The sequence below is a fragment of the Streptomyces sp. NPDC055400 genome, assembly GCF_053644375.1.
Genome location: NZ_JBSHLM010000006.1, coordinates 377,387 through 402,370, shown reverse-complemented (window position 1 = coordinate 402,370; position 24,984 = coordinate 377,387). Strand labels below are relative to the sequence as shown.

The 24,984-nt window shown below is 71.5% G+C and carries 22 protein-coding genes; 7 read left to right on the top strand and 15 right to left on the bottom strand.

The features are described 5' to 3' along the window. Positions 1 to 17: 17 nt before the first annotated feature. The 9 genes from ACWIGU_RS18815 to rsmI form a co-directional block, all read right to left on the bottom strand. On the bottom strand, positions 18 to 1,778 hold the full coding sequence (locus ACWIGU_RS18815; RefSeq protein ID WP_454402196.1) for an outer membrane protein assembly factor BamB family protein: 1,761 nt from the start codon (positions 1,776 to 1,778) through the stop codon (positions 18 to 20). 181 nt (positions 1,779 to 1,959) lie between these two features. Next, on the bottom strand, positions 1,960 to 3,780 hold the full coding sequence (locus tag ACWIGU_RS18810; RefSeq protein WP_454402194.1) for an ABC-F family ATP-binding cassette domain-containing protein: 1,821 nt from the start codon (positions 3,778 to 3,780) through the stop codon (positions 1,960 to 1,962). 49 nt (positions 3,781 to 3,829) lie between these two features. Further along, positions 3,830 to 4,138, bottom strand: a complete 309-nt coding sequence (locus ACWIGU_RS18805; RefSeq protein ID WP_454402192.1) for a hypothetical protein — start codon at positions 4,136 to 4,138, stop codon at positions 3,830 to 3,832. A gap of 21 nt (positions 4,139 to 4,159) precedes the next feature. Next, on the bottom strand, positions 4,160 to 5,059 hold the full coding sequence (locus ACWIGU_RS18800) for a 4-(cytidine 5'-diphospho)-2-C-methyl-D-erythritol kinase (protein WP_454402190.1): 900 nt from the start codon (positions 5,057 to 5,059) through the stop codon (positions 4,160 to 4,162). Next, entirely contained in the window at positions 5,056 to 5,919 is an 864-nt protein-coding gene (gene rsmA / locus ACWIGU_RS18795) for a 16S rRNA (adenine(1518)-N(6)/adenine(1519)-N(6))-dimethyltransferase RsmA (protein WP_356275731.1), read from the bottom strand. Before rsmA ends, ACWIGU_RS18800 begins: the two co-directional genes overlap by 4 nt. Before the next feature lie 84 nt (positions 5,920 to 6,003). Next, a complete protein-coding gene (locus tag ACWIGU_RS18790) occupies positions 6,004 to 7,332 on the bottom strand; it encodes a ubiquitin-like domain-containing protein (RefSeq protein ID WP_454402188.1) in 1,329 nt (442 codons plus the stop codon). A 135-nt stretch (positions 7,333 to 7,467) separates the two neighbouring features. After that, complete coding sequence (locus tag ACWIGU_RS18785) at positions 7,468 to 8,349, bottom strand: TatD family hydrolase (protein ID WP_454402186.1); 882 nt, start codon at positions 8,347 to 8,349, stop codon at positions 7,468 to 7,470. Between the two features lie 86 nt (positions 8,350 to 8,435). After that, entirely contained in the window at positions 8,436 to 8,873 is a 438-nt protein-coding gene (locus ACWIGU_RS18780) for a hypothetical protein (protein ID WP_454402185.1), read from the bottom strand. A 194-nt stretch (positions 8,874 to 9,067) separates the two neighbouring features. Then, positions 9,068 to 9,964 (bottom strand): 16S rRNA (cytidine(1402)-2'-O)-methyltransferase, encoded by an 897-nt coding sequence (gene rsmI, locus ACWIGU_RS18775; RefSeq protein ID WP_454402183.1) that lies wholly within the window; start codon positions 9,962 to 9,964, stop codon positions 9,068 to 9,070. A gap of 110 nt (positions 9,965 to 10,074) precedes the next feature. Between rsmI and ACWIGU_RS18770 the strand changes: the two genes are divergently transcribed. The 6 genes from ACWIGU_RS18770 (at position 10,075) to ACWIGU_RS18745 (ending at position 17,616) form a co-directional block, all read left to right on the top strand. After that, positions 10,075 to 11,838: a dolichyl-phosphate-mannose--protein mannosyltransferase gene (locus tag ACWIGU_RS18770; RefSeq protein WP_454402181.1), complete on the top strand. Its 1,764-nt coding sequence runs from the start codon at positions 10,075 to 10,077 to the stop codon at positions 11,836 to 11,838. 130 nt (positions 11,839 to 11,968) lie between these two features. Continuing rightward, positions 11,969 to 13,606 (top strand): penicillin-binding transpeptidase domain-containing protein, encoded by a 1,638-nt coding sequence (locus ACWIGU_RS18765; RefSeq protein ID WP_454402179.1) that lies wholly within the window; start codon positions 11,969 to 11,971, stop codon positions 13,604 to 13,606. Positions 13,607 to 13,706: 100 nt separating this feature from the next. Beyond that, entirely contained in the window at positions 13,707 to 15,371 is a 1,665-nt protein-coding gene (locus tag ACWIGU_RS18760; protein WP_454402177.1) for a penicillin-binding transpeptidase domain-containing protein, read from the top strand. Between the two features lie 68 nt (positions 15,372 to 15,439). Continuing rightward, the gene (locus tag ACWIGU_RS18755; protein WP_454402175.1) at positions 15,440 to 16,030 is read left to right on the top strand and encodes a YbaK/EbsC family protein; all 591 of its coding nucleotides are present in this window, start codon (positions 15,440 to 15,442) and stop codon (positions 16,028 to 16,030) included. Then, on the top strand, positions 16,027 to 16,881 hold the full coding sequence (locus ACWIGU_RS18750) for an EamA family transporter (protein WP_454402174.1): 855 nt from the start codon (positions 16,027 to 16,029) through the stop codon (positions 16,879 to 16,881). The genes ACWIGU_RS18755 and ACWIGU_RS18750 overlap by 4 nt, the downstream gene beginning before the upstream one ends. Before the next feature lie 135 nt (positions 16,882 to 17,016). Then, the gene (locus tag ACWIGU_RS18745; protein ID WP_454402172.1) at positions 17,017 to 17,616 is read left to right on the top strand and encodes a hypothetical protein; all 600 of its coding nucleotides are present in this window, start codon (positions 17,017 to 17,019) and stop codon (positions 17,614 to 17,616) included. Here ACWIGU_RS18745 and ACWIGU_RS18740 read toward each other — a convergent pair. From ACWIGU_RS18740 to ACWIGU_RS18725, 4 genes are read right to left on the bottom strand one after another with little or no spacing between them, the layout of a single operon-like run. Beyond that, positions 17,574 to 18,734 (bottom strand): serine hydrolase domain-containing protein, encoded by a 1,161-nt coding sequence (locus ACWIGU_RS18740; RefSeq protein ID WP_454402170.1) that lies wholly within the window; start codon positions 18,732 to 18,734, stop codon positions 17,574 to 17,576. The genes ACWIGU_RS18745 and ACWIGU_RS18740 overlap by 43 nt on opposite strands. A gap of 51 nt (positions 18,735 to 18,785) precedes the next feature. Next, positions 18,786 to 19,565 carry an energy-coupling factor ABC transporter ATP-binding protein gene (locus tag ACWIGU_RS18735; RefSeq protein ID WP_454402168.1) on the bottom strand — a complete coding sequence of 260 codons (780 nt, stop codon included), beginning with the start codon at positions 19,563 to 19,565 and terminating at the stop codon, positions 18,786 to 18,788. Then, positions 19,553 to 20,314 (bottom strand): cobalt ECF transporter T component CbiQ, encoded by a 762-nt coding sequence (gene cbiQ / locus ACWIGU_RS18730; protein WP_454402166.1) that lies wholly within the window; start codon positions 20,312 to 20,314, stop codon positions 19,553 to 19,555. The genes ACWIGU_RS18735 and cbiQ overlap by 13 nt, the downstream gene beginning before the upstream one ends. A gap of 1 nt (position 20,315) precedes the next feature. Beyond that, complete coding sequence (locus tag ACWIGU_RS18725; RefSeq protein WP_454402164.1) at positions 20,316 to 21,407, bottom strand: energy-coupling factor ABC transporter permease; 1,092 nt, start codon at positions 21,405 to 21,407, stop codon at positions 20,316 to 20,318. 203 nt (positions 21,408 to 21,610) lie between these two features. Here ACWIGU_RS18725 and ACWIGU_RS18720 point away from each other — a divergent pair, with 203 nt between their 5' ends. Continuing rightward, a complete protein-coding gene (locus tag ACWIGU_RS18720) occupies positions 21,611 to 21,940 on the top strand; it encodes an SsgA family sporulation/cell division regulator (RefSeq protein WP_454402162.1) in 330 nt (109 codons plus the stop codon). Between the two features lie 36 nt (positions 21,941 to 21,976). Here ACWIGU_RS18720 and ACWIGU_RS18715 read toward each other — a convergent pair whose 3' ends face one another. Together ACWIGU_RS18715 and ACWIGU_RS18710 are read right to left on the bottom strand one after the other, a co-directional pair. Continuing rightward, positions 21,977 to 24,184 carry an MMPL family transporter gene (locus ACWIGU_RS18715; RefSeq protein WP_454402160.1) on the bottom strand — a complete coding sequence of 736 codons (2,208 nt, stop codon included), beginning with the start codon at positions 24,182 to 24,184 and terminating at the stop codon, positions 21,977 to 21,979. 105 nt (positions 24,185 to 24,289) lie between these two features. Further along, the gene (locus ACWIGU_RS18710; RefSeq protein WP_454402158.1) at positions 24,290 to 24,880 is read right to left on the bottom strand and encodes a TetR/AcrR family transcriptional regulator; all 591 of its coding nucleotides are present in this window, start codon (positions 24,878 to 24,880) and stop codon (positions 24,290 to 24,292) included. Positions 24,881 to 24,984 lie beyond the last annotated feature (104 nt).

The following is a 24,984-nucleotide window of genomic DNA, read 5'->3' as shown; positions in this document are numbered from 1 at the left end:
CACTGGGGCTGCGGCGGTCACTTGCCGTACGCCAGCATCAATTTCTCCTCGCCCTTGGCCGTGCCGGACAGTCGCGTCGTGGAGATGTAGAAGCGCCCGTCGACGTAGTCGACCGCCTTGGAGTAGAAGCCGTTCTCGATCTGCGCGGTTCCCGCCGGGTTCTGCAGCAGGGTCTTCGGCGTGTGCGAGCCCGAAGTCGCGATCGACACGACCCTGCCACCGGCGTCGTACGAGGCGTTGACGTAGGCGATCACCGCGCCACCGTCGGTCTTCAGCGGCAGCATGTTCTGCGCCACCGGCGACTTCGCGCGCCAGCGCTCCTTGCCGTTCTCCAGGCTGATCGCGACGACCTCGTTGGCCGTGCCGCTCGTCGCCTTGGTCGGCAGGTACAGCGTGTTGGTGTCGGCGGCGACGCCCGTGCAGCCCTGGAGGTCACGGTCGAGGATGGCCCAGCCGCACTCGGGCGCGAAGTCCTCGTCGACCGAGACCTCGGAACGCACCGCGCTGCTGCCGTTCTTCAGCGTGGTGATGTTCCACTGCTTCTTGTCCTCGTTGGTGAGGTAGAGGACGACCGGCGAGACGGAGTAGGCGCGGGCCACCTTCCAGCCCTTGGGGAACGGCTTGGTCCACTTCGCCTTGCCCGTCGCCGGGTCCAGCTCCTGGATCTCGTCGTGCTCCTTGTCCGTGGAGGCACCGCAGGAGGAGACGGCCAGGAGGCGCTCGCCGCCGGCGAACGCGCCGGGGAAGCAGGCCGCGCCGTACTTCTTCTTCTCGAAGAGCTGCTTGCCGTCGCTGACGCTCAGGCCGAGTCCGGACATCTGACGGCCGACCACCAACGTGCTGCCCGCGTAGGTCAGTTCGACCCCGGAGCCGGTGCCGTCGAAGAGATCCCCCTCGGAGATCTTCTTCTCCCAGTCCTTCTTGCCGGTCTTCAGGTCGATCTGCTGGACCTGGTTGCACTTGGCCCGGTCGGTGACACCGCTCATGTACGCGATGGCGACCTTGTCGCCGTCCGACTTCTGCACGCTGGCGCCGCAGATCTTCTGCGGGAGCTTGATGGTCGGCCAACTCGGCTTGCCGTCCGAGATGTTGTACGCGACGAGCTCGTTGTAGACCGCCTTCGCAGCAAGCGTGCCGGTGACCCACATGCCGGGCGCGTCCGCGCCGTCACCCGGGGCCTTGGGGGCCGTCTTGTACCAGAGGACCTTCGACTCACCGGCCTGGCGGCCCGCGTTGAGGTCCTCCTTGCCGTCGCGTCCGTCACCGGAGCCGTCACCCGGGTCGACCGGCGCGGAGCCGGTGGGCTTGGGGTCCTGGCTCTTGTCGGCGACGGGGTCCTTCTTCTTGTCGTCACCGCCGCCCACGACCGCCCACACCACACCGCCGGCGATCACGACGACGGCCACGGCGGCGGCCACGATGATCCCGGTCCGGCCCTTGAAGGGGTTCTTGCCTCCGCCACCCGGGCCCGCGGGGCCACCGGGGAACGGGGGCTGCTGCTGCGGGTAGCCGTACGGGGGCTGCTGCTGCGGATAGCCGTACTGGGGCTGCTGGCCGTACGGTCCCGGCTGCTGCTGCGGCTGGCCGTAGGGACCCGGCTGCTGGGGCTGACCGTAGGGGCCGCCCTGCGGGGGCTGGCCGTACGGGCCCGGCTGTTGCGGGTAGCCGTATCCGGGCTGCGGAGCCGGCGGCGTCTGCGGCGGCTGGGCCGGCGGCTGCGGCGGATCCTGTGGTGCTCCGAAGCCGCCTTGCGGCGGCTGGTTGGGCGGCTGAGTCATCAGCGCTCCCCCCGTCTTCACTGATGTGTCTGCTCGCCTGGCCGATTTCAGGACGTTCTCTGGTCGTTCTCAGGCAATTCCCAGAGCGACCTTTCTATCACCCTGTGCAGTAGCACATCGGGCCGGTCGCTCCCCTGTTCCCAAGGGAGCACCGGCCCGTGATGGGTCTGTTACTGGAGCTTCACGCGTCCTCCGCGAGTTCGAGCCAGCGCATCTCCAACTCCTCGCGCTCCCCGGCCAGTTCGCGCAGCTCGCCGTCCAGCTTGGCCACCTTCGCGAAGTCCGTCGCGTTATCGGCGATCTGCGCGTGCAGCTTGGTCTCCTTCTCGGACATCTTGTCCAGCTGCCGCTCGATCTTCTGGAGTTCCTTCTTCGCGGCGCGGGCGTCCGCGGCGGACACCGCCTTCTCCGGCGTGCCCGTGGCGGCGGCCGGGGCGGCGGCCGTCATCGAGGCGGCGACGGCCTCCTCCATGCGGCGGCGGCGCTCCAGGTACTCGTCGATACCGCGCGGCAGCATCCGCAGCGTGGCGTCGCCGAGCAGCGCGAACACCCGGTCCGTGGTGCGCTCGATGAAGAACCGGTCGTGGGAGATCACGACCATGGAGCCGGGCCAGCCGTCGAGCAGGTCCTCCAGCTGCGTGAGGGTCTCGATGTCGAGGTCGTTCGTCGGCTCGTCGAGGAAGAGGACGTTCGGCTCGTCCATGAGGAGGCGCAGGATCTGGAGGCGGCGGCGCTCACCACCGGAGAGGTCGCCGACGGGCGTCCACTGCTTCTCCTTGTTGAAGCCGAACGTCTCGCAGAGCTGGCCCGCGGTCATCTCGCGGCCCTTGCCGAGGTCGACGCGGTCGCGGACCTGCTGCACGGCCTGGATGACGCGCAGTTCGGGGTTGAGCTCGGCGACCTCCTGGGAGAGGTAGGCGAGCTTCACGGTCTTGCCGACGGCGACGCGGCCCGCCGCGGGCTGCTCCTCGCCGCCGGTGCGGGCGGCCTGCGCCAGGGCCCGCAGCAGGGAGGTCTTGCCCGCGCCGTTCACCCCGACGAGGCCGATGCGGTCGCCGGGGCCGAGCTGCCAGGTCAGGTGCTTGAGGAGCACCTTGGGCCCGGCCTGCACGGTGACGTCCTCGAGGTCGAAGACGGTCTTGCCGAGCCGGGAGCTGGCGAACTTCATCAGCTCGCTCTTGTCGCGCGGCTCCGGCACGTCGGCGATGAGCTCGTTCGCCGCCTCGATGCGGTAGCGGGGCTTGGAGGTGCGGGCCGGGGCGCCGCGGCGCAGCCAGGCCAGCTCCTTGCGCATCAGGTTCTGCCGCTTGGTCTCCTCGGTCGCCGCGATCCGCTCGCGCTCGGCGCGCGCGAAGACGTAGTCGCTGTAGCCGCCCTCGTACTCGAAGACGTCGCCCTTCTGCACGTCCCACATGCGGGTGCAGACCTGGTCGAGGAACCAGCGGTCGTGGGTCACGCAGACGAGGGCGGAGCGGCGGGCCTGGAGGTGCCTCGCCAGCCAGGAGATGCCCTCGACGTCGAGGTGGTTGGTGGGCTCGTCGAGGACGATCAGGTCGGGCTCGCCGATGAGGAGCTTCGCGAGCGCGATGCGGCGGCGCTCGCCGCCGGACAGCGGGGCGATGACCGTGTCGAGGCCCTGCGGGAAGCCGGGCAGGTCGAGTCCGCCGAAGAGGCCGGTGAGCACGTCGCGGATCTTGGCGTTGCCCGCCCACTCGTGGTCGGCGAGGTCACCGATGACCTCGTGCCGGACCGTCGCCTCGGGGTCGAGGGAGTCGTGCTGCGTGAGGACGCCGAGGCGCAGGCCGCCGCTGTGGGTGACGCGGCCGGTGTCGGCGTCCTCCAGCTTGGCGAGCATCCGGATGAGGGTGGTCTTGCCGTCGCCGTTGCGCCCGACGACACCGATCCTGTCCCCCTCGGACACGCCGAGCGATACGCCGTCGAGCAGGGCACGGGTGCCGTACACCTTGCTGACTGCCTCGACATTGACCAGGTTGACTGCCATTTCGCTCCTGACAAGGGGATGGATCAGTCTTCCAGCGTAGTCGCCCCGCTCAGGGCCTACGCCGCACAGGCCTTCGCCCGCCCCGGCCGTACCGGGCCGCGGCGGCCCGGCCGAGCAGGGCGACCTCCCGCGGCCTTGCGATCCGGCCCTGGCCGGGACCGGCCGGGGGCGGCAGGAGGTGGCCGCGGGTGGCGAGCGCGGAGTGCAGCCCGACGAGGGCGATCGCGCCGAGCGGGACGACAGCGCGGCCGATACGGCGTCCGCGGCGCCGGCGCCGGGCGCTCGGGGTGTCGGTGGTCATGGCGACCACGGTGCCGTGGCGCCCGCGGTGGCCGACAGCGCGGGTGTACTCAGTCACCGGTGAGTACCTCCCGCCGCGTCAGCCCTGGACGACCGTCGCGCCCGGTGCCGGTGACGTCGTGACCCGTACGGAGCGGCAGGTGCCGGACGCCGTGAGCGCGGCGGCCACCGTCCGCGCCGACGTCTCGTCCGCGCACAGGAACGCCGTGGTCGGGCCCGAGCCGGAGACCAGGCCCGCGAGGGCGCCCGCCGCCGTGCCCGCGCCGAGGGTGTCCTTCAGCGCGGGGAAGAGGGAGAGCGCGGCGGGCTGGAGGTCGTTCGTGAGGGTCGCGGCCAGCGCCGTCGCGTCGCCGGAGCGCAGGGCGTCGAGCAGCGCGGGCGAGGCCTCAGGCCCGGGGACGGCGCGGCCTTCGGCGAGGCGGTCGAACTCCCCGTACACGGCGGGCGTCGAGAGCCCCCCGTCGGCGGCGGCGAACACCCACCAGAACTCCCCGCCCACGTCGAGGAGTTGAAGCTTCTCGCCGCGCCCGGTGCCGAGCGCCGCCCCGCCGACCAGGCTGAACGGCACATCGCTGCCCAACTCGGCGCAGATCTCGAGGAGTTCGTCGCGGGTGGCGCCGGTGCCCCACAGCGCGTCGCAGGCCACGAGCGCGCCGGCCGCGTCCGCGGAGCCGCCCGCCATGCCCCCGGCGACGGGGATGTCCTTGTCGATGTGGAGGTGGACGCGGGGCTCGATCCCGTACCGCTCGCCGAGCGCGATCGCGGCGCGGGCCGCGAGGTTCGTGCGGTCGAGCGGGACCTGGTCCGCGCCGGGGCCGTCGCAGGTGAGGGTCAGTTCGCCGGCCGCGGTCGCCGTGACGTCGTCGTGCAGGCCGACGGCGAGGAAGACGTTGGCGAGGTCGTGGAACCCGTCGGGGCGGGCGGCGCCCACCGCGAGCTGGACGTTGACCTTGGCGGGGACCCGTACCGTCACGCTCACTGCTTGTTCTCCGCGATCCTCGCGAACTCCTCGACCGTGATGGCCTCGCCGCGCGCCTGCGGGGAGACTCCGGCCGCGACCAGGGCGGCCTCGGCGGCGGCGGCCGATCCGGCCCAGCCGGACAGGGCGGCGCGCAGGGTCTTGCGGCGCTGGGCGAAGGCCGCGTCGACCACGGCGAAGACCTCGCGCTTGGAGGCGGTGGTCGCCACGGGTTCGGCCCGCCTGACCAGGGCTACGAGGCCGCTGTCGACGTTCGGCGCGGGCCAGAAGACGTTCCGCCCGATGGAGCCGGCGCGCTTCACGTCCGCGTACCAGTTGGCCTTGACCGACGGGACGCCGTAGACCTTCGAGCCGGGGGCGGCCGCGAGGCGGTCGGCGACCTCGGCCTGCACCATGACGAGCGTGCGCTCGATGGTGGGGAAGGTGTCGAGCATGTGGAGCAGGACCGGCACGGCGACGTTGTAGGGCAGGTTCGCGACGAGCGCCGTGGGCGCGGGGCCCGGCAGTTCGCGTACCTGCATCGCGTCGGAGTGGACGAGCGCGAAGGCGTCCTTCTTCTGCGGGAGGCGGGCCTCGATCGTCGCGGGCAGCGCGGCGGCGAGCACGTCGTCGATCTCGACGGCGGTGACGTGGGCCGCCGCCTCCAGGAGCGCCAGGGTCAGCGAGCCGAGGCCGGGGCCGACCTCGACGACGTTGTCCTCGGGGGTGACCTGCGCGGTGCGGACGATGCGGCGGACCGTGTTGGCGTCGATGACGAAGTTCTGGCCGCGCTGTTTCGTGGGCCGCACGCCCAGGGCTGCCGCCAGTTCGCGGATGTCGGCGGGGCCAAGCAGGGGGCCCTGGGGGTCAGTGGTGCTCACGGTCTCAGGGTACGGGGCGCCGCGGCCGGGTCCCGACCGGACCGCGGGGCCCCACGGGGCAGGCGGGGAAGGTGAGGACAGGCCCTACCTGTGCAGGTGGCCCCCGCAGTGCGGCCAGGGGCTCGCGCCGCGCTGCACGTAGAGCTTCTTCGCCCGGTACGTCTGCTCGGAGGCGGACGCGTCCTGGGGCCGGCCGCCGCCGCCCAGGCTGTGCCAGGTCCGTACGTCGAACTGGTAGAGGCCGCCGTAGGTGCCGGTGGAGTCGGTCGCGGCGGGGCGCCCGCCGGACTCGCACCGGGCGAGCCCTCTCCAGTTCAGGCCGTCGGCGCCTGCGACGGAGGGCGGCAGCGGCTTGGTGCCGACCTTCACGACCTGGCTGCGCGGCGCGCGCACGACCTCGGCGCTCATGCGGCGCGGCTTCTGCTCGACGCCGTTGACGGTGCGCAGGGCGTAGGTGACGCGGCGGGCGCCCTGGCGGCCCGCCCGTTCGACGACCTCGGTGCCGCGGAACAGCGTCGGGTCCTTGGTGCGCTCCACGGCGTACTCGATGACTTCCTCGCGCACCTCCTTGCTGCCCTTGATCCGCATGACGGTGATCGTCTGCCCGTCGCGCGGGAAGCTGTCCTGCGGCACGGACGTGGTGTCCTGGCCGTGTATCGAGACGCCCGCCTCGTCCACGGCGTCCCGGACGGTGGCGGCGTTGGTACGGATGGTGCGCTCGCGCCCGTCGGCCATGACCGTGACGCTGCGTTCCGTGCGGACGTCGAACGCGAGGCCGTCGCGGGCGATGCGGCGGGAGCGGGACGTGGAGACGTAGGCGCCCTCGGCGCGCACGCCCAGCTGGTCCAGCGCGCCGTCGACGGTGCCCGCGGTGGTCCACACCTGGCGGCGCTGACCGTCAATGGTGAGGCGGACGGGCCTGCCGTAGTGCACGGTGACCTCGTCCCCGCTGGCCAGGGCGGTGCCGGGGGCGGGCGCGACGACGTCGTGCGGGCCGACGTCGACCCCCTCGTCGGCGAGCAGCTCGCCGACGTCGTCCGCGAAGGTGTGCAGGGTGCGCGGCCTGCCTTCGACGCTGAGCTGGACCGCCTTGTCGGCGGCGACGAACGCGGTGGTGCCGCCGGCCAGGAACGCGACGACGAGGGCCTGCGGCAGCAGGCGTCTGAGGGTCTCGGGCCGCTCGGGCCGTTTCCTGCGCCGGGCCGCCCTGCGGGCCTCGGCGCGCCCCGCGGCCGGGGCGGACTGGCGCGGCAGCAGCTCTTCGGGCACCTGCCAGGCCGGCTGGGTCTCCATCGACTCGTAGCCGGGGCGGTACGTGTCCCCGTAGGGCTGCGGGCCGGGCGGTGGCCCGTATGTCTCGAGCGCGTCGAGCGTTTCCTGCGGCTCATACGTCCCGTACGGCGAATTGCTCACGACGACGCTCCTGGGTCCGGATCGGGCGAGGAGAACCTAGCGGAGCATCGTCACTCTCCAAAGCATCACCACTACGCTGTGTCGCGACTCGTCGTCGGCCTCACCCGCCGGGCGCCGTCCCGGGAGCGGGGCCGTTCAGTAGTCGAAGGCGCGGGCCGTGTTGGCGGAGACGGCCGCCGCGAGGGTGTCCTCGTCGAGCCCCTTCACCGCGGCCATCGCGCGCAGCGTGACCGGAATGACATAAGGGGCATTAGGCCGTCCGCGGTAGGGCGCGGGGGTCAGGAAGGGCGCATCGGTCTCGACCAGGACGAGCTCGCGCGGGGCGACGGCCAGCGCGTCGCGCAGGGGCTGCGCGTTCTTGAAGGTGATGTTCCCGGCGAACGACATGTAGTAGCCGTTCTCGGCGCAGATCCGGGCCATCTCCGCGTCTCCGGAGAAGCAGTGGAAGACGGTGCGCTCGGGGGCGCCCTCCTCCTTGAGGATCCGCAGCACGTCGTCGTGGGCGTCGCGGTCGTGAATCACGAGCGCTTTGCCGTGCCGCTTGGCGATCTCGATGTGGGCCCGGAAGGAGCGCTCCTGCGCGGCGATGCCTTCAGGTCCCGTACGGAAGTGGTCGAGGCCGGTCTCGCCGACTCCCTTGACGTGCGGGAGGGCCGCGAGCCGGTCGATCTCCGCGAGCGCCTCGTCGAGGGCCGTGTCGCCGCCGGCCGGGCGCTCCCCCTGCCGCGACCAGCCATCGGGGTCGCCGAGGACGATACGGGGCGCTTCGTTCGGGTGCAGGGCGACGGTGGCGTGCACGCTCGGGTGCGCGGCCGCGGTGTCGGCGGCCCAGCGGGACCCGTTCACGTCGCAGCCGACCTGGACGACGGTCGTCACACCCACCGACGCGGCCTTGGCGAGGCCCTCCTCCACCGTGCCCGACTGCATGTCGAGGTGGGTGTGCGAGTCGGCGACCGGCACCGCGAGGGGCGCGGGCAGCGGCGGCGGGGTGACGTCCTTCGAACGGTCAGAGCTCATGCCCCGATTTTACGAAGCCGGGGTCACTGGGGTCGTCGGGGTGCGGTCGCCGCTCAGCCTGTGCTCAGCCGGCGCTGGGCCGGCGCTCAGTCGGTCTTGCGGTTCTGGAAGGGATGCAGCAGGTCGGAGAGGTGCCAGTGGTGGTCCTTGGCGGGGTGCTCCCCCGCCTGCGCGTCGGCCTCGCGCCGTCGCGCGGGCTCCGTGTCGTCGCGGTGCATCACGCCGAGGACCGACGAGACCCGCCCCGCCCTCATGATCCGTACGACATGGCCGCCGCAGTTGAGGCACGTGGGCCGGGTCAGCGGCGACGGGACCCGCTCGCCGCCCACCACGTACATCACGAACTCAGCGCCGTCGCCGTCGATGTGGTGCTCGATCTCGTAACTCTGTTCCCAGCCGTGACCGCACCGCATGCAGGCGAAGGCGTACGACTCGTGGGCGATGGCTGTGGCCGCGCTCCGATTGGGTATCTGGGGTGCGGCAGCACCGGCCGGGGTCGGTACGGCGCCTGCGATCTCACTCATGCCTGCTCCTCTTGTCCGCTGGACAAGGCACCTCGGGGCGGGGCATTACATCCACCCTGAAGCGTGGGACGGGTGCGTCCCTTCAACCAGTGGACGCTTCTCCCGGCGCGATCGCATCAGGCCTGTCGACTATTGGATCCGATTTGGCCTTTCCTTATCGGAACGGGCCCGATGCGCGGCCTGCGCTTTGCTTTTCACGATAGTCCTTTGCCCTCCGATGGGGCGCCCCGAGCGGCATTCTTTGCCGCCACCACGGCATCGAAGACCTCACGCTTGGGCAGTCCCGCTTCGGCGGCCACGGCGGCGATCGCTTCCTTGCGCCGCTCCCCCGCCTCCTCGCGCACCTGCACCCTGCGTACCAGCTCAAAGGCGTCGAGTGACTCCGCGCCCTTCTCCGGTGCGCCCTCGACGACGACGGTGATTTCGCCGCGTACGCCTTCCGCGGCCCATTTCGCGAGTTCCCCGAGCGGGCCCCGCTTCACTTCCTCGTACGTCTTGGTGAGCTCGCGGCACACGGCCGCCCTGCGGTCGGCGCCGAATGCCTCCGCCATCGCGGCGAGGGTGTCGTCGAGGCGGTGCGGGGCCTCGAAATAGACGAGGGTGCGGCGCTCGTCCGCCACTTCCTTCAGCCGGCCCATGCGCTCGCCGGCCTTGCGGGGCAGGAAGCCCTCGAAGCAGAACCGGTCGACGGGCAGCCCGGACAGCGCGAGCGCGGTGAGCACGGCGGACGGACCCGGCACGGCGGTGACCTTGATGTCCCGCTCGACGGCGGCCGCGACGAGCCGGTACCCGGGGTCGGACACGGACGGCATCCCCGCGTCGGTCACGAGCAGCACCCGGGCCCCGCCCGCGAGCGCCTCGACCAGCTCGGGCGTGCGGGCGGACTCGTTCCCCTCGAAGTACGACACGACGCGCCCGCCCGGGGTCACCCCGAGCGCCTGCGTCAGGCGCCGCAGCCTGCGGGTGTCCTCGGCGGCGATGACGTCGGCGCCGGCCAGCTCCTTGCTGAGCCGGGGCGGCGCGTCCGACACGTCTCCGATGGGCGTGCCCGCGAGCACGAGCGTTCCGGGGGATTCTGGGCTTGATGTCACGGATCCATCCTCGCAGGGGCGGGGCGGGCCGACACGTCCCGCCCCGGGGCCGGCCGACTCGGCGGGGCCGCACACGGGACTCGCACAAGGACGTTCCCTACGATGGCGCGGTGACCAGTACTGCGTCCTCGCCGCACTCGCCCTCGACCAGCGCCCCGCCGGGCCGAAACCCCGGCGAGGGGCGGCAGCCGTCGACGTGGGAGCGCCGGCTGCGGCGGTTCGGTCACGTGGCGCGGCCCAGAGGCGACGTGGGCACGCGGCTCGTGCCGCCGTACGCGCCGCCGTCGTCGCGGCTGTGGACGACGCTCGGCCTCTCCGAGGGTGTCGCGCGGGGCGTGACGCGCTGGTCGGGCTGGCTCGGTCCGCTGCTCGTGACGCTGGTCGCGGGCCTGATGCGGTTCTGGCATCTCGGCAGCCCGAAGGCCGTGATATTCGACGAGACGTACTACGCGAAGGACGCGTGGGCGCTGATCCACCGCGGCTTCGAGGTCAACTGGGACAAGAACGCCAACGACCTGATCCTCAAGTCCGACGGCCATGTGCCGATCCCGCACGACGCCGCGTACGTCGTGCATCCGCCGGTCGGCAAGTACGTCATCGGGATCGGTGAGTGGCTGTTCGGATTCAACCCGTTCGGCTGGCGGTTCATGACGGCGGTGCTCGGCACGCTGTGCGTGCTGCTGGTGTGCCGCATCGGGCGGCGGCTGTTCCGCTCGACGTTCCTCGGCTGCCTGGCCGGTCTGCTGCTCGCCGTGGACGGCCTCGCGTTCGTCATGAGCCGCACGGCGCTCCTCGACTCGATCCTCGTGTTCTTCGTCGTTGCCGCGTTCGGCTGCCTGGTCGTGGACCGCGACAAGGCGCGCGGGAAGCTCGCCGCCGCGCTCCCGAGGGGCGAGGACGGTGTGCCACGCCCCGATCCGCACATCGCCGAGACGCTGCGCCTGGGCCTGCGCCCGTGGCGGCTGCTGGCCGGCCTGTGCCTGGGTCTCGCCGCGGGCACGAAGTGGAACGGCTTCATCTATGTGGCCGCGTTCGGCATCCTCACGGTCCTGTGGGACGTCGGCGCGCGCCGCGTCGCCGGGGCCGGCCGGCCGTACGTCACCGTGCTCAAGCGGGACCTCGGCTGGGCGTTCCTGTCGACGGTGCCGGTCGCGGTCGGCACCTACGTCCTGTCCTGGCTCGGCTGGATCCTTTCTCCTGCCGACGGGACCGGCGGCTACTTCCGCAACTGGGCGGCGACCGACGGCCGGGGCGGCTCCTGGACCTGGCTGTTCCCCGACTGGGTGCGCAGCCTGTGGCACTACGAGCACGAGGTCTACAAGTTCAACGTGGGGCTCAGCTCCCCGCACATCTACCAGTCGAACCCGTGGAGCTGGCTCGTCGACGGCAGGCCGGTCTCGTACTTCTACGAGTCGCCGCTGCCCGGCAAGGACGGCTGCCCGGCCGGCGCGGGCGACAAGTGCGCCCGCGAGGTCCTCGCGCTCGGCACCCCGCTGCTGTGGTGGGCGGCGGTGTTCGCCGTGCTGTATCTGCTGTGGCGCTGGTTCTTCCGCCGCGACTGGCGGGCGGGAGCCATCGCGTGCGCCATCGCCGCGGGTTATCTGCCCTGGTTCAACTACCAGGAACGCACGATCTTCTTCTTCTACGCGGTCGTCTTCGTGCCCTTCCTCTGTCTCGCCGTCGCGATGCTGGTCGGCGCGGTCCTCGGGCCACCGGGCTCCGGGGAGCGGCGCAGAGTCGTGGGCGCGGCGGGCGCGGGTGTGCTCGTCCTGCTGATCGTGTGGAACTTCGTCTACTTCTGGCCGATCTACACCGGCCAGGCGATCCCCTTCAGCTCCTGGCAGTCCCGGATGTGGCTGGACTCCTGGGTCTGACCTCGGACGACCCGACCCCGCGCCGGCGGTCTCCGTTCGGACAAGTTCGGACAACATCTGCGCACTCTCATCACACCCGGCACGGCTGCCGCCTAAAGTTCCCCACCGGAACCTGGGGAGGGGACGCAGCATGCGCAAGGGGGCCAAGGCGGCTGTGATCGGCGGGGTGTTCGCCATCATGGTCGGGGGCGCGGGATACGGCGCGTACAACGTGGTGACGGCGGTGACCGATTCGGGCGGATCGAGTACGGCGGGGGGACCCGCGCCGCGCAGGTCCGGGCCGCCGACGGCGGACGAGATCCATGACGTGTCGCAGAAGTTCCTCGCGGCGTGGGCGAAGTCCGACCCGGACTCCGCGTCGACGTACACGAACAACGCGGAGTCTGCGCTCTCGGCGCTGACCGGCTGGCACGACGACGCCCACATCACGCACACCACGCTGACGGCCGGGGCGCCTTCGGGTGCCCAGGTACCGTTCAAGGTGAAGGCCACGGTGTCGTACGAGGGGAAGAAGAAGACCCTCGCGTACGACTCCTCGCTCACGGTCGTACGGGGCCTCAACACCGGCCGGGCGCTGGTCGACTGGCAGGCGGCCGTCGTGCATCCGGACATGAAGCGCGGTGACACCCTCGTCACGGGCGGGGCCGCGAAGCCGCCGATCGAGGCCGTGGACCGCTCGGGGAACGTCCTGACCAAGGAGAAGTACCCCTCGCTCGGGCCGATCCTGGACCAGCTGCGGGAGAAGTACGGCGACACCGCCGGCGGCACGGCGGGTGTGGAGACGTACATCCAGCACGACAGCGAGGACGCCGGGACCAAGACGCTGCTCACCCTCGCGAAGGGGAAGTCGGGCAAGCTCCGTACGACGCTCAGCGCGAGCGCGCAGGCGGCGGCCGAGCGGGCCGTGAAGAGCTACGCCGAGTCGTCCGTGGTGGCCGTGCAGCCGAGCACGGGCCAGGTCCTCGCGGTCGCCAACCACCGCCAGGACGGCTTCAACGCCGCCTTCCAGGGCGAGCAGGCCCCCGGCTCCACGATGAAGATCCTCACCTCGGCGATGCTCATCGACAACGGTGTCGCCTCGGTGAACAGCCCGGCGCCCTGCCCCGACACGGCGACCTGGCAGAGCCAGACCTTCCACAACCTGCCGGGCATGAAGGCCAATGAGGGCGCCAACCTCGCGGACAGCTTCGCGCGGTCCTGCAACACCGCGTTCGTGAAGCTCATCGACGAGAAGCCGCTCACCGACGAGTCGTTGACCCGCGAGGCGCAGGACCGGTTCGGCCTCGGACAGGACAACTGGAAGACCGGCATCGCGTCCGCGGACGGCAAGATTCCCGCGTCCGGCGGCCCCGACCGCGCGGCCAACGCCATCGGTCAGGGCCAGATCCAGATGAACCCGCTGAACATGGCGTCCGTCACAGCGACCGCGAAGACGGGCGTCTTCCGGCAGCCCGTGATCGTGCCGCGCTCCCTCGACGACCGGGAACTCGCCACCGCCCGCGGCCTCGCCCCCGACACCGCCGCGCAGCTGCGGCAGATGATGTACCGCACCGCGACGATCGGCACCGCCGCACAGGTCATGGCAGGTCTCGGCCCGGAGATCGGCGCCAAGACCGGCTCGGCGGAGGTCACCGGCCAGACCAGGTCGAACAGCTGGTTCACCGGCTACCGAGGGGACGTCGCGGCGGCCGCGGTCACCGAGGAGGGCGGCCACGGCGGCGACGCCGCGGGCCCGATCGTGGCGGCGGTGCTACGGGCGGGTAGCTGATCCGCCGTCGGGAGCGTTACCCGGACGCCTTAGTCTGAGCCGTCCGCGAGGAACTCAGTGGACCGGGCAGACGAGGGCAGACAAGGCAGGCGGAGGACCGGTGGGCAGCAGAGGCAGGCAACCCGAGCGCAAGAAGGCGAACGCGGCAGTGATCGGCGGCGTGGCCGCCGTCGTGGTGCTCGGCGCCGGAGTCAGCGCCTACGCCCTCTTCAGCGGCGACTCGGACCGGACGGCCACGGCCGACGACAAGCCCCACGTCAAGACGGGTCCCGTCACCGCGGCCGAGGTCCGCACCGCGGCCGACCGGTTCCTGACCGCATGGGCCGCGGGCGACACCGCGAAGGCGGCGGCCGCCACGGACGACGCCACCGCGGCGACGGCCGCCCTCACCTCGTACGGCAAGGACGCCCATCTGTCCGGGGTGAAGCTGACGCCCGGGAAGCGCGCCGGGGCGAAGATGCCGTTCGCGGTGTCGGCGACTGTCTCGTACGGGGAGAAGTCGAAGCCGTTCGCGTACGGCTCCGAGCTGACCGTCGTGCGGCGGGTGAAGGACGGCAAGCCTCTCGTCGGGTGGCAGGCATCCGTCGTGCACCCGGACCTCAAGGACGGTGACCGGCTCGTCACGGGCGCGGCCGGCGACCCCCCGATCAAGGCGACGGACCGCGCGGGCAATGAGCTGACCGCGGCCAAGTACCCCTCGCTCGGCACCGTCATCGACGGGCTGCGCGAGAAGTACGGCAAGAAGGCCGGCGGCACGGCGGGCACCGAGCTGCGCGTCGTCCACAAGGACAGCGGCAAGGAGAGCGAGCACACGCCCGACAAGACGCTCGTCACGCTCTCCAAGGGCACGCCCGGCACGCTGCGTACGACGATCAGCCCGACGTCGCAGGCCGTCGCCGAACGCGAGGTCGCCAAGCGGGAGAAGGCCGCGGTCGTCGTCATCAAGCCGTCGACCGGAGAGATCCTCGCGGTCGCCAACTCCCGCCCCGAAGGCTTCAACACGGCCTTCCAGGGCTCCCTCGCGCCCGGCTCCACGATGAAGATCGTGACGTCGTCGATGCTCCTGGAGAAGCACCTCGCGGGCGTCGACAAGAAGCACCCGTGCCCCAAGTACGTGACGTACGGCGGCTGGAAGTTCCAGAACGACGACAAGTTCGAGATCAAGGACGGCACGTTCCGGGCGAGCTTCGCGCGCTCGTGCAACACCGCCTTCATCAGCCAGGCCAAGGAGCTGGAGGACGGCGACCTGACGAAGCAGGCGCAGGAGGTCTTCGGGCTCGGCCGCGACAACTGGTCGATCGGCGTGCCCAGCTTCGACGGCGCGGTCCCGGTGCAGTCGCAGGCGCAGATGGCGGCCTCGCTGATCGGGCAGGGCGGCGTGCGGATGAACCCGCTCGACATGGCGTCGGTCGTCGCCACCGCCAAGACGGGCGAGTTCAAGCAGCCCTACCTCGTCTCGCCCGAATTCGACCACCGCACCCTCGCCACGGCCTCCCGCAAGCTGTCCCCGTCGACCGTGAGCGCCCTGCGCGACCTGCTGCACTACACGGCGGTCGCCGGTACGGCGGTCGAGCCGATGTCAGGGCTCGGCACCGACATGGGCGCGAAGACCGGCTCGGCGGAGGTCGACGGGCAGAAGAAGCCGAACGGCTGGTTCACGGCCTGGCGCGGCGACCTGGCCTCGGCGGCGGTCGTCCAGCAGGGCGGCCACGGCGGTGACTCGGCGGGTCCCGTGGTGCGGCAGATGCTGCTCGCGGGGGACTGACGGCGGGGGCTGACGGTGGGGCCGATACCTGGTCGCGTGGCGGGTACACGGAGCGCTACGGTGCCGCAATGAGCACCCCGGAACCCGCCGCATCCGCCGCATCCGCTGATCCCGCTGCATCCGCCGCGTCCCCCGCCACCGCCGCGCACCCCCGTTTCGCCGAAGCCCTCACCGAGCTGGGCCTGGCCGACGTACTCCCGCTCGTCCGCCGCTTCCCGGAGGCGACCAGGACCGCGCAGGAGGCGGCGGCCGCGATCGGCTGCGAACTCAGCCAGATCTGCAAGTCGCTGATCTTCGCGGCATGGGGGTCCCCCCTGCTCGACCGCAGTCGAGAGCTTGGGGGAGGGGTGCCCGTGCTTGTGCTGATGGACGGTTCGTCGCGGGTGGACGTGGAGCTGGTCCGGCGCGAGCTGGGCACCGAGAAGGTCACCCGCGCCAAGGCGGACGTCGTGCGCGCGACGACCGGATACGCGATCGGCGGCATCCCGCCGTTCGGGCACCTCACCAGGACCCGGGTCCTCGCCGACCGCTCGCTCCTGGACCACGACACCGTGTGGGCCGCCGCAGGCACCCCGTACGCCGTGTTCCCCATGGACCCCAAGTCGCTGATCGCACACGCCGGCGCGGCCCTCGTGGACGTGCGCGAGAGCGCTCGGTGACCCCACTCGTCGCGGCGGCCGTGCTCCTCGCGGCCGTCACGCACGCGAGCTGGAACGCGATCGCCCACCACATCACGGACAAGCTGGTCGGCTTCACGCTGATCTCGGGCGGCGGCGCGCTGATCGGGCTCGTGTGCGCGCCCTTCGTGCCGCTCCCGCACGCGGCGGCCTGGCCGTATCTGATCGGCTCCGCGCTCCTCCACATCGCCTACTACGCCCTGCTCATGCGGTCGTTCAGGCTCGGCGACTTCGGCCAGGCCTACCCGATCGCGCGCGGCACGGCGCCGCTCGTGGTGACGGTGCTCGCGGCGGTGTTCGCGGGCGAGGTCCCCGACGGCCGGCAAGCGGCGGGCGTCGCGGTCTCGTGCGCGGGCCTGACCGGGCTCGCCCTGTGGGGCATCCGGGGCTCGGGGCGCAGGCCCGACTGGGCGGCCGTGGGGGCGGCCGTCGCGACGGGCGTGTCCATCGCCGCGTACACGGTGGTGGACGGCCTCGGCGTGCGGGCCTCGGGGAACTCGCTCGGCTACATCGCGTGGCTGATGATGCTCGGTTGCCTCGGCGTCCCGGTGTACGCGGCCTGGACGTGGCGCGGCGAACTGACCGCCCGCCTGCGGCCGTTCGCGGCGGTCGGGCTGCTCGGCGCGGCGCTGTCCGTGTCCGCGTACGGGCTCGTGCTGTGGGCGCAGACGCGGGCGGACCTCGCCCCGATCTCGGCGCTGCGCGAGTCGTCGATCATCGTGGGCGCGGCGATCGGGACGGTGTTCTTCAAGGAACGCTTCGGTACGCCGCGGATGGTGGCGGCGGGACTGATGGTGGCGGGGATCGGGCTGATGCTGCATGCGGCCGGCTGAGCGGCCCCCCGGACGGCGGCTCTCGAAGTGACTCGTGCGGTGACGCCACCCCGGTACGCGGTCAGGGGCCTCTCAGGGTCCAACCAGGGTTGTCCCCAATCGAGTTGGGGCGCGGGGGCGGCCACCATGGATCGCATGAACCCATCACGCGGTGACTTCGTGTACGCCCCCGTCCTGTTCGGCGCCTACGGCGTGATCCGCATCCTCGACGGCCTCGACGGGACGCGCGGCCCCGGCTTCGCCTGGACCGCCGGGCACCTGTGCTTCCTCGTCGGACTCTTCTGCTTCCTGCGGGGGTTCGTCGCGATGCGGCAGATGGCGGGGCGCGACGGCTGGTCCACGGCGGGGCTGTGGACGGCCTGCGTGGGCGCCGTGGCCTTCGCCGGACAGTTCGGAGCCGACCTCGTCACGGGGTTTCTCGCCGCCGACCACGAGGCGATGTCGGAGATGACGTCGCGCTTCCAGGACGTGCCGGGCTTCAGCCTGGCGTTCTACTCGGTGGGGCCGATCCTGTTCTTCATAGGCCAGCTGATACTGGCCGGCCGGCTCGCCGCGCTGCGCACCCTGCGGTGGTGGGCGCCCGTCCTGGTCCTGGCCTGCTCGCTGCTGCCGACGGTCGACAAGGACCTGATACCGCTCGGGGCCGTGCTCCTGCTGGCCGCGTACGCCCCGCTGTACCTGGGCCGTGGCAACTACGCGGCGAGCGAGGCGCGCAGGGCCCGCACCAGGGCCTGAGCGCGCGGGTCGGCGGTGACGCCCTTCTGCATGCCGTTCGTGACGTACCCGAAGGCGATCCTGGACTCGGGGTCCGCGAAGCCGAGCGGGCCGCCCCGTCCGGGGTGGCCGAAGGAGCCGGGGCCGAGCAGGGGGGAGGCGGCCCCGTGGAGCATGTAGCCGAGTCCGAAGCGGGTCGGGACGACGAGGACCCGGTCGGCGCCCTCGGACGCCTCCGTGCGGGCCGCCTGAGCCGTGTCCGGTGTGAACAGGCGGGTACCGCCGTCGACTTCGCCGATCAGGGACGCGTAGAAACGGGCGAGTCCCTCCGCCGTGCCGACGCCGTTCGAGGCGGGGAGCTCGGCCGCACGGTAGGCCGGGTCGTTCTCGTCGGGCGCGGGGGCGATGGCCCCGAAGGCGCGGCGGGTGAGGGAGCCGGGGTCGGAGTACGCGTCGGCGACGATCTTCCTGGGACGGGTGCGCAGGCCGCCGCCGGGCACGGCCGGGGGTTCGACGGGGCCGATGAGACCGGCGCGGTGCGCCTCTGCCGCGGGCAGGCCGACCCACAGGTCGGCGCCGACGGGGGCGGCTATGTGCTCGGCGATCCAGGCGCCGACGGTGCGGCCGGTGATGCGGCGCACGAGCTCGCCGGTGAGCCAGCTGTAGGTCTGCGCGTGGTAGCCGTGGTCGGTGCCGGGTTCCCAGGCGGGGGCCTGGCCGGCGACGGCCGCGGCGCCGCTGTCGGGGTCGGCGGCCTCGGCGGGGGTCAGCGGGCGGTCGAGCGCGGGCACCCCGGCGCGGTGCGCGAGGACGTCACGGACGAGGACGTGCTCCTTGCCGTGCTCCTTGAACTCGGGCCAGTAGGCACTGACCGGCGCGTCCAGGTCGAGCTCTCCGCGCTGGTGCAGGAGGAGCAGCGCGGCGGCGGCCACGCCCTTCGTGGCGGAGCGCATGATCTGGGCGGTGCCGCGTTCCCAGGGGGCGCCGCCGCTCACGTCGCGGGTGCCGGCCCACAGGTCGACGACCTTGTGTCCGTCGCGGTAGACGACCACGCCCGCGCCGCGCTCGCCGAGCGCGTCGAAGTTGTGCGCGAAGGCGTCCCTGACCGGTTCGAACCCGGTGGCCACTGTGCCGTTCATGTCACTCACATCGTGTGCAACAGCCATGGATCGCTGAGGATTCCTCGGCGCTCAGACCTTCACGGACTTCGGGTCGAAGCCGAAGGGGAGCTCCAGGCGGTGTGCGCGCATGAGGTCCTCGTCGGCGAGGAGGTCGCCGGTCGTCCCGTCGGCGGCGATCACGCCCTCGCTGAGGATCACCGAGCGGGGGCAGAGTTCGAGGGCGTACGGCAGGTCGTGCGTGACCATCAGGACGGTGACGTCCAACGAGCGCAGGATGTCGGCGAGTTCGCGGCGCGAGGCCGGGTCGAGGTTCGACGAGGGCTCGTCCAGGACGAGGATCTCGGGCTCCATGACGAGGACGGTGGCGACCGCGACGCGGCGGCGCTGCCCGAAGGAGAGGTGGTGCGGCGGCCGGTCGGCGAACTCGGCCATACCGACCTGGGCGAGGGCCTGGTGCACGCGGGCCTCGAGTTCGGGCCCCTTCACCCCGGCCGCGGCGGGCCCGAAGGCCACGTCCTCTCGGACGGTCGGCATGAAGAGCTGGTCGTCGGGGTCCTGGAAGACGATGCCGACCTTGCGCCGGATCTCGGCCATGTGCTGCTTGCCGACGGGCAGGCCGGCGACGGTCACGGTGCCGGCGCCGCCGGTGAGGATGCCGTTGAGATGCAGCACGAGGGTCGTCTTGCCCGCGCCGTTGGGCCCGAGCAGGGCGACGCGCTCACCCCGGCCGAGGGTCAGGTCGACGCCGAAGAGAGCCTGGTGGCCGTCGGGGTAGGCGTAGGCGAGGCCGCTGACCTCCAGCGAGGCGGGGGATCCGAGGGCGTCGGGGGAAACAGTCACAGGATCCATCCCAGCAGACAGACGACAAGAGCGGCACAGGGGAGGGTGAGGGCGTACGACCACTGCGTGCGGGACGCGCTCACGTCGTCGATGACCGGCATCGATCCGGCGTACCCGCGGCTGACCATGGCCAGATGCACGCGCTCGCCGCGCTCGTAGGAGCGGATGAAGAGGGCGCCCGCGGACTTGGCGAGGACGCCCCAGTGCTTCACGCCGCTCGCCTCGAAGCCGCGCGACTCGCGGGCGATCTTCATGCGGCGCATCTCGTCGGTGATCACATCGCCGTAGCGGATCATGAACGACGCGATCTGGACGAGGAGGGGCGGCAGCTTGAGCCGTTGCAGGCCGAGCAGCAGTTCGCGCAGTTCGGTGGTGGAGGCGAGCAGGACGGACGCGGCGACGCCGAGGGTGCCCTTGGCGAGGACGTTCCAGGCGCCCCACAGACCGTTGACGCTGAGGGACATCCCGAGGACGTCGATGCGCTCGCCCTGCGCCACGAACGGCATGAGGACGGCGAAGGCGACGAAGGGGATCTCGATGAGGAGCCGCTTGAGGAGGAAGGCGGCCGGGACCCTGGCCGCGTACGCGACGGCCGCGAGCAGCACCGCGTACAGGGCGAACGCCCACATCGCCTCGCGGGGCGTGGAGACGACCACGATCACGAAGCAGAAGACGGCGGCGAGCTTGGTGTGCGGCGGCAGGCCGTGCACGGGCGAGTGCCCGTGCCGGTAGAGCTTGTGCGCGTGGCCCGCACCCATGTCAGACGGTCTCCGTGATCTGGCTCGGGGAGGTGTCCGCGGTGCGGCGCCTGCGCAGCGCCCAGAAGATGCCGCTGCCCGCGACGACGGTGACGCCGACGCCGATCACGCCGGCGAGGCCGCCGGAGAGCCGGGCGTCGCCGACGTCCTTGACGCCGTAACCGGCGAGCGGGGAGCCGTCGGAGGCGTGCTTCCCGGTCTTCGTGTCGATGCCCTTGTCGTGGGCGACCTTCTCCAGACCGTCCGGGTTGGCGGAGGCGTAGAAGGAGACGAAGCCGGCGAGGACGAGGGAGGTGACGAGGCCGGTGATCCAGACCTTGCGGTGATGGGGGTACCTCCCTGCTCGAGCGGAGCCGAGAGCTTGGGGGACGCGGGCGGCGACGGGCGCGGGCGCGGCGTCCGGGGCGTCGACGAGTTCGCCGCCGACGCGGAGCTTGAGCGGCCGGTGCAGGCCGCGGGCGCCGTACACGAGGTCGGGGCGGACGGCGACGACCGCGCCGACGGTCAGCGCGGTGATGACGGCCTCGCCGATGCCGATGAGGACGTGCACGCCGACCATGGCGGTGGCGACCTTGCCGATCGAGACGTCGGTGGTGCCGCCGATCGCGTAGATCAGGGTGAAGACGACGGCCGCGGCCGGTACGGACAGGAGCGCGGCGACGAAGGAGGCGACGGTGATGGAGCGGCGCGTGCGGGGCAGCACCTTCACCAGGCCGCGGAAGACGAGGTAGGCGACGACGGTCGTGGTGATCGCCATGTCGGTGATGTTCACGCCGAGCGCGGTCAGGCCGCCGTCGGCGAAGAGCACGCCCTGCATCAGGAGCACCACGGACACGCAGAGGACGCCGGTATAGGGGCCGACGAGTATCGCGGCCAGTGCGCCGCCCAGGAGGTGGCCGCTGGTGCCCGCCGCGACGGGGAAGTTCAGCATCTGCACGGCGAAGATGAACGCGGCGACGAGGCCCGCGAGGGGGGCCGTCCGCTCGTCGAGTTCGCGCCGCGCGCCTCGCAGGCTGACGGCCACGGCGCCCGCGGCGACGACACCTGCGGCCGCCGACACGGGGGCGTTGATGAATCCGTCGGGGACATGCATGGGTGAAAGCTCCGCTTCGGGGCACGCGACAGGTTCGCGACAGGCTTGGCTGGCCGTTCGATGATAGTGCCTTGTTGCGAACTGGTTGCAAGAGCGCCGAGGGCACGATTAAGACCGGATCAACCCCTGAACGCATAGCCACCCATGTGACTTATATGGGACATTGGATGACAGTACGGACAAAAGATGACGAGGAGTCCCCGATGTCTGACGTCGAGCAGTACGCACCAGCCCACATCGTCACGGACTCCCCCGACGAGACGCCGGCCGTCCCCGCAGTCCTGCGCTACGACGGACAAGTCCACCTCACCGTCCCCGAAGAAGGCGACTGGGACTTCCCCCGCGAGCTCCTGGAACAGGGGCTGCGCGCCCCGACCACCGTGGGCGACATCCGCATCTGGCCCTGCGGCCGCGTCCAGGCCGTCATGGAGTTCCACTCGCCGAAAGGGGTGGCGGTCGTGCAGTTCGAGAAGAAGGCTCTGGTGCGCTTCCTTCGCCGGACGTACACGACCGCCACCCCGGTGGCTCACTGAGAGCCCTTCGAACTCCCGGTCAGGGACGGGCCCCGGTCACACGCGGGCCAGTTCCCGGTCCTCCTGCGCGGGGTCGTCGCCGGAGACCGTCTTCAGGCCCTCGCCCTCGACGTCCACGTTCGGCAGGATCCGGTCGAGCCACTTCGGCAGCCACCACGCCCGCTTGCCGAGCAGCGCGAGGACGGCCGGCACGATCGTCATGCGCACCAGGAACGCGTCGAAGAAGACCGCGATCGCGAGCCCGAAACCGATCATCTTGACCATCTGCTCGCTGGAGCCGATGAAGCCCGCGAAGACGGCGATCATGATGACGGCCGCGGCCGTGACCACCCGGGCCCCGTGCTTGAAGCCGGTGACGATGGCCTGCGCGGGCCGCTCCCCATGGACGTACGCCTCCCGCATGCGGGTCACGAGGAAGACCTCGTAGTCCATCGCGAGGCCGAAGACCACGCCCACCATGAAGATCGGCATCATCGACATGATCGGCCCGGTCTGCTCCACGCCGAACAGCGAGCCGAGCCAGCCCCACTGATAGACCGCGACGACGGCGCCGAGCGCGGCGACCACCGAGAGCAGGAAGCCGAGCGCCGCCTTCAGCGGGACGAGGACCGACCGGAAGACCACCATCAGGAGCAGGAACGCGAGGCCCACGACGAGCGCCAGGTACGGCACGAGCGCGTCGTTCAGCTTCTGCGACACGTCGATGTTCATGGCCGTGGTGCCGGTGACCAGGACCTCGGCGCGGGTGTCCGCCTTGATGTCGGCGCCCTTGTCGCGGATCGTGTGGACGACGTCCTCGGTCTGTGTGGAGCTGGGCTTGGACGACGGCACGACGGTGATCGTCGCCGTGTCACCGGCCTTGTTGAACGCGGGCGGGGTGACCGTCTTGACGCCGTCGGTCGCCGCGATGTCCTTGGAGACGCGGGCGACCGCGCCCTTCGGGTCCTGCGAGTGCTTCACGTCGACGACCGCCACCAGCGGACCGTTGAAGCCGGGCCCGAAGCCCTCGGAGAGCAGGTCGTACGCCTTGCGCTGCGTGGTGTCGGTGGGCTGGACCCCGTCGTCGGGCAGGCCCAGCTCCAGGGAGGACACCGGCACGGCCATCACGCCGAGCCCGACCACCGCGGTGAGCAGCACGGCCACCGGCCGGCGCAGCACGAAGCGCGCCCAGCGGGTGCCCATGTTCGTCTTCGGCTCGGGCTTCTTCTCGGCGGCCTGGGCCTTACGGGCCTTGCGGCCGTGGACCCGCTTGCCGGCGTAGCCGAGCAGTGCCGGGATGAGTGTGAGCGCGATGAGGACGGCGATGGCGACCGTGCCGGCGGCGGCGATGCCCATCTTCGTCAGCATCGGGATGTTGACGACGGCGAGCCCGACGAGGGCGATGACGACGGTCAGACCGGCGAAGACCACGGCGGATCCCGCGGTGCCGACGGCCCGTCCGGCCGCCTCCTCGCGGTCGCGGCCCTCGGCCAGCTCGGCGCGGAAGCGGGAGACGATGAACAGCGCGTAGTCGATGCCGACCGCGAGGCCGATCATCATGGCCAGCGTCGAGGTGGTGGTGCCGAGGTCGAGCGCGTTGGCCAGCGCGGTGATCGACGAGACGCCGATGCCGACGCCGATCAGCGCGGTGAGCAGCGGAAGCCCGGCCGCGACGAGCGAGCCGAAGGTGATCACGAGGACGACGGCGGCGATCGCCACACCGATGATCTCGGTGGCGCCGGTCTCCGGCATGGCCTGGAGCGCGTCACCGCCGACCTCGACACTCAGCCCCGAGTCGCGCGCCTCGTCGACGGTCTTCTGGAGCGCGTCGCGGTCGGCGTCCTTCAGCTCCATCGAGGAGACCTTGTAGGAGACCGAGGAGTACGCGATCGTGCCGTCCTTGCTGACGGTCTTCGCGACGAACGGGTCGACCGCCGCGGCGACCTCCTTCGAACCGGACCTGAGGTCCGCGACGGTCTTGCTGACCTCGGCCTTGTTGGCCGCGGACGTGATCTTCTCGCCGTCGGGCGCCTGGAAGACGACGCGTGCGGTGGCGCCGTCGGCGCTGGAGCCGGGGAAGCGCTGGTCGAGCAGGTCGAAGGCCTTCTGGGCCTCCGTCCCCGGGATGGAGAAGGAACTGGACGCCGCCGTGGGCGCGGAGGCGGCGCCCACCCCCGCGAGGGTGAGCAGCGCCACCCAGATCAGGGCGACGAAGTGCCTTCGGCGGAAGGCGAGCTTGCCGAGTTTGTAGAGGAACGTGGCCACGAGGGCGTACTCCCGGTCAGTCGTATGGGGGCAGGAGGGATCAGCCCGACGACGTGAGCGGTCGCGTCAGGAGCTTGGGTGTGACGGTTCTTGGGTGGAGAGGGGTCAGACGCCGAGAGCGGGGAGGACCACGGCGTCGATGTACGAGGCGACGAAGGCCTGGGTGGGTGGCTGTTCGTCGATGAGGGTCCGGGCCGTGAAGGCGCCGATGATCATGTGGAGGACGTAGTCGAGCGCCGGGTTGTCCGCGCGGATCTCGCCCCGGTCGACGGCGCGTCCCAGCACCTGCCGGAGCTCCTCCATCTCGGGTTCGATCAGCAGCTCGCGGAAGGCCCGCAGGAGATCCGGGTTCTCGTGGACCGCCATGGCCAGGCCCCGCATCAGCGCGGATCCCTGGGCCATCTCGCAGTCGTCCTCACGGAGGACCAGTTCGTGGAAGTCGCCCCGCAGTGACCCGGTGTCGATCTCGCTCAGGCGCGACGGCTTCTGGTGCCGCAGCGCCTTCACGACCAGCTCGGCCTTGCTGCCCCACTGGCGGTAGAGCGTGGCCTTGCTCGACCGGGTGCGGGCGGCCACGGCGTCCATGGTCAGGGCGTCGTAACCGACCTCGCGGAGCAGTTCGAGCACGGAGCCGTACAGCTCGGCCTCGCGCTCGGGCGTGATCCGGCTGCGGCGCGTCGTCGCGGTTTCAGCCATGGCTCACTCCTGTTCCGGTCCAGACAGTGCGTACGAAACCGTTTCGTACAGAAGTACTGTACGACCGCGCTTAACGAAACGAAACCGTTTCGTACGTGTCCTGC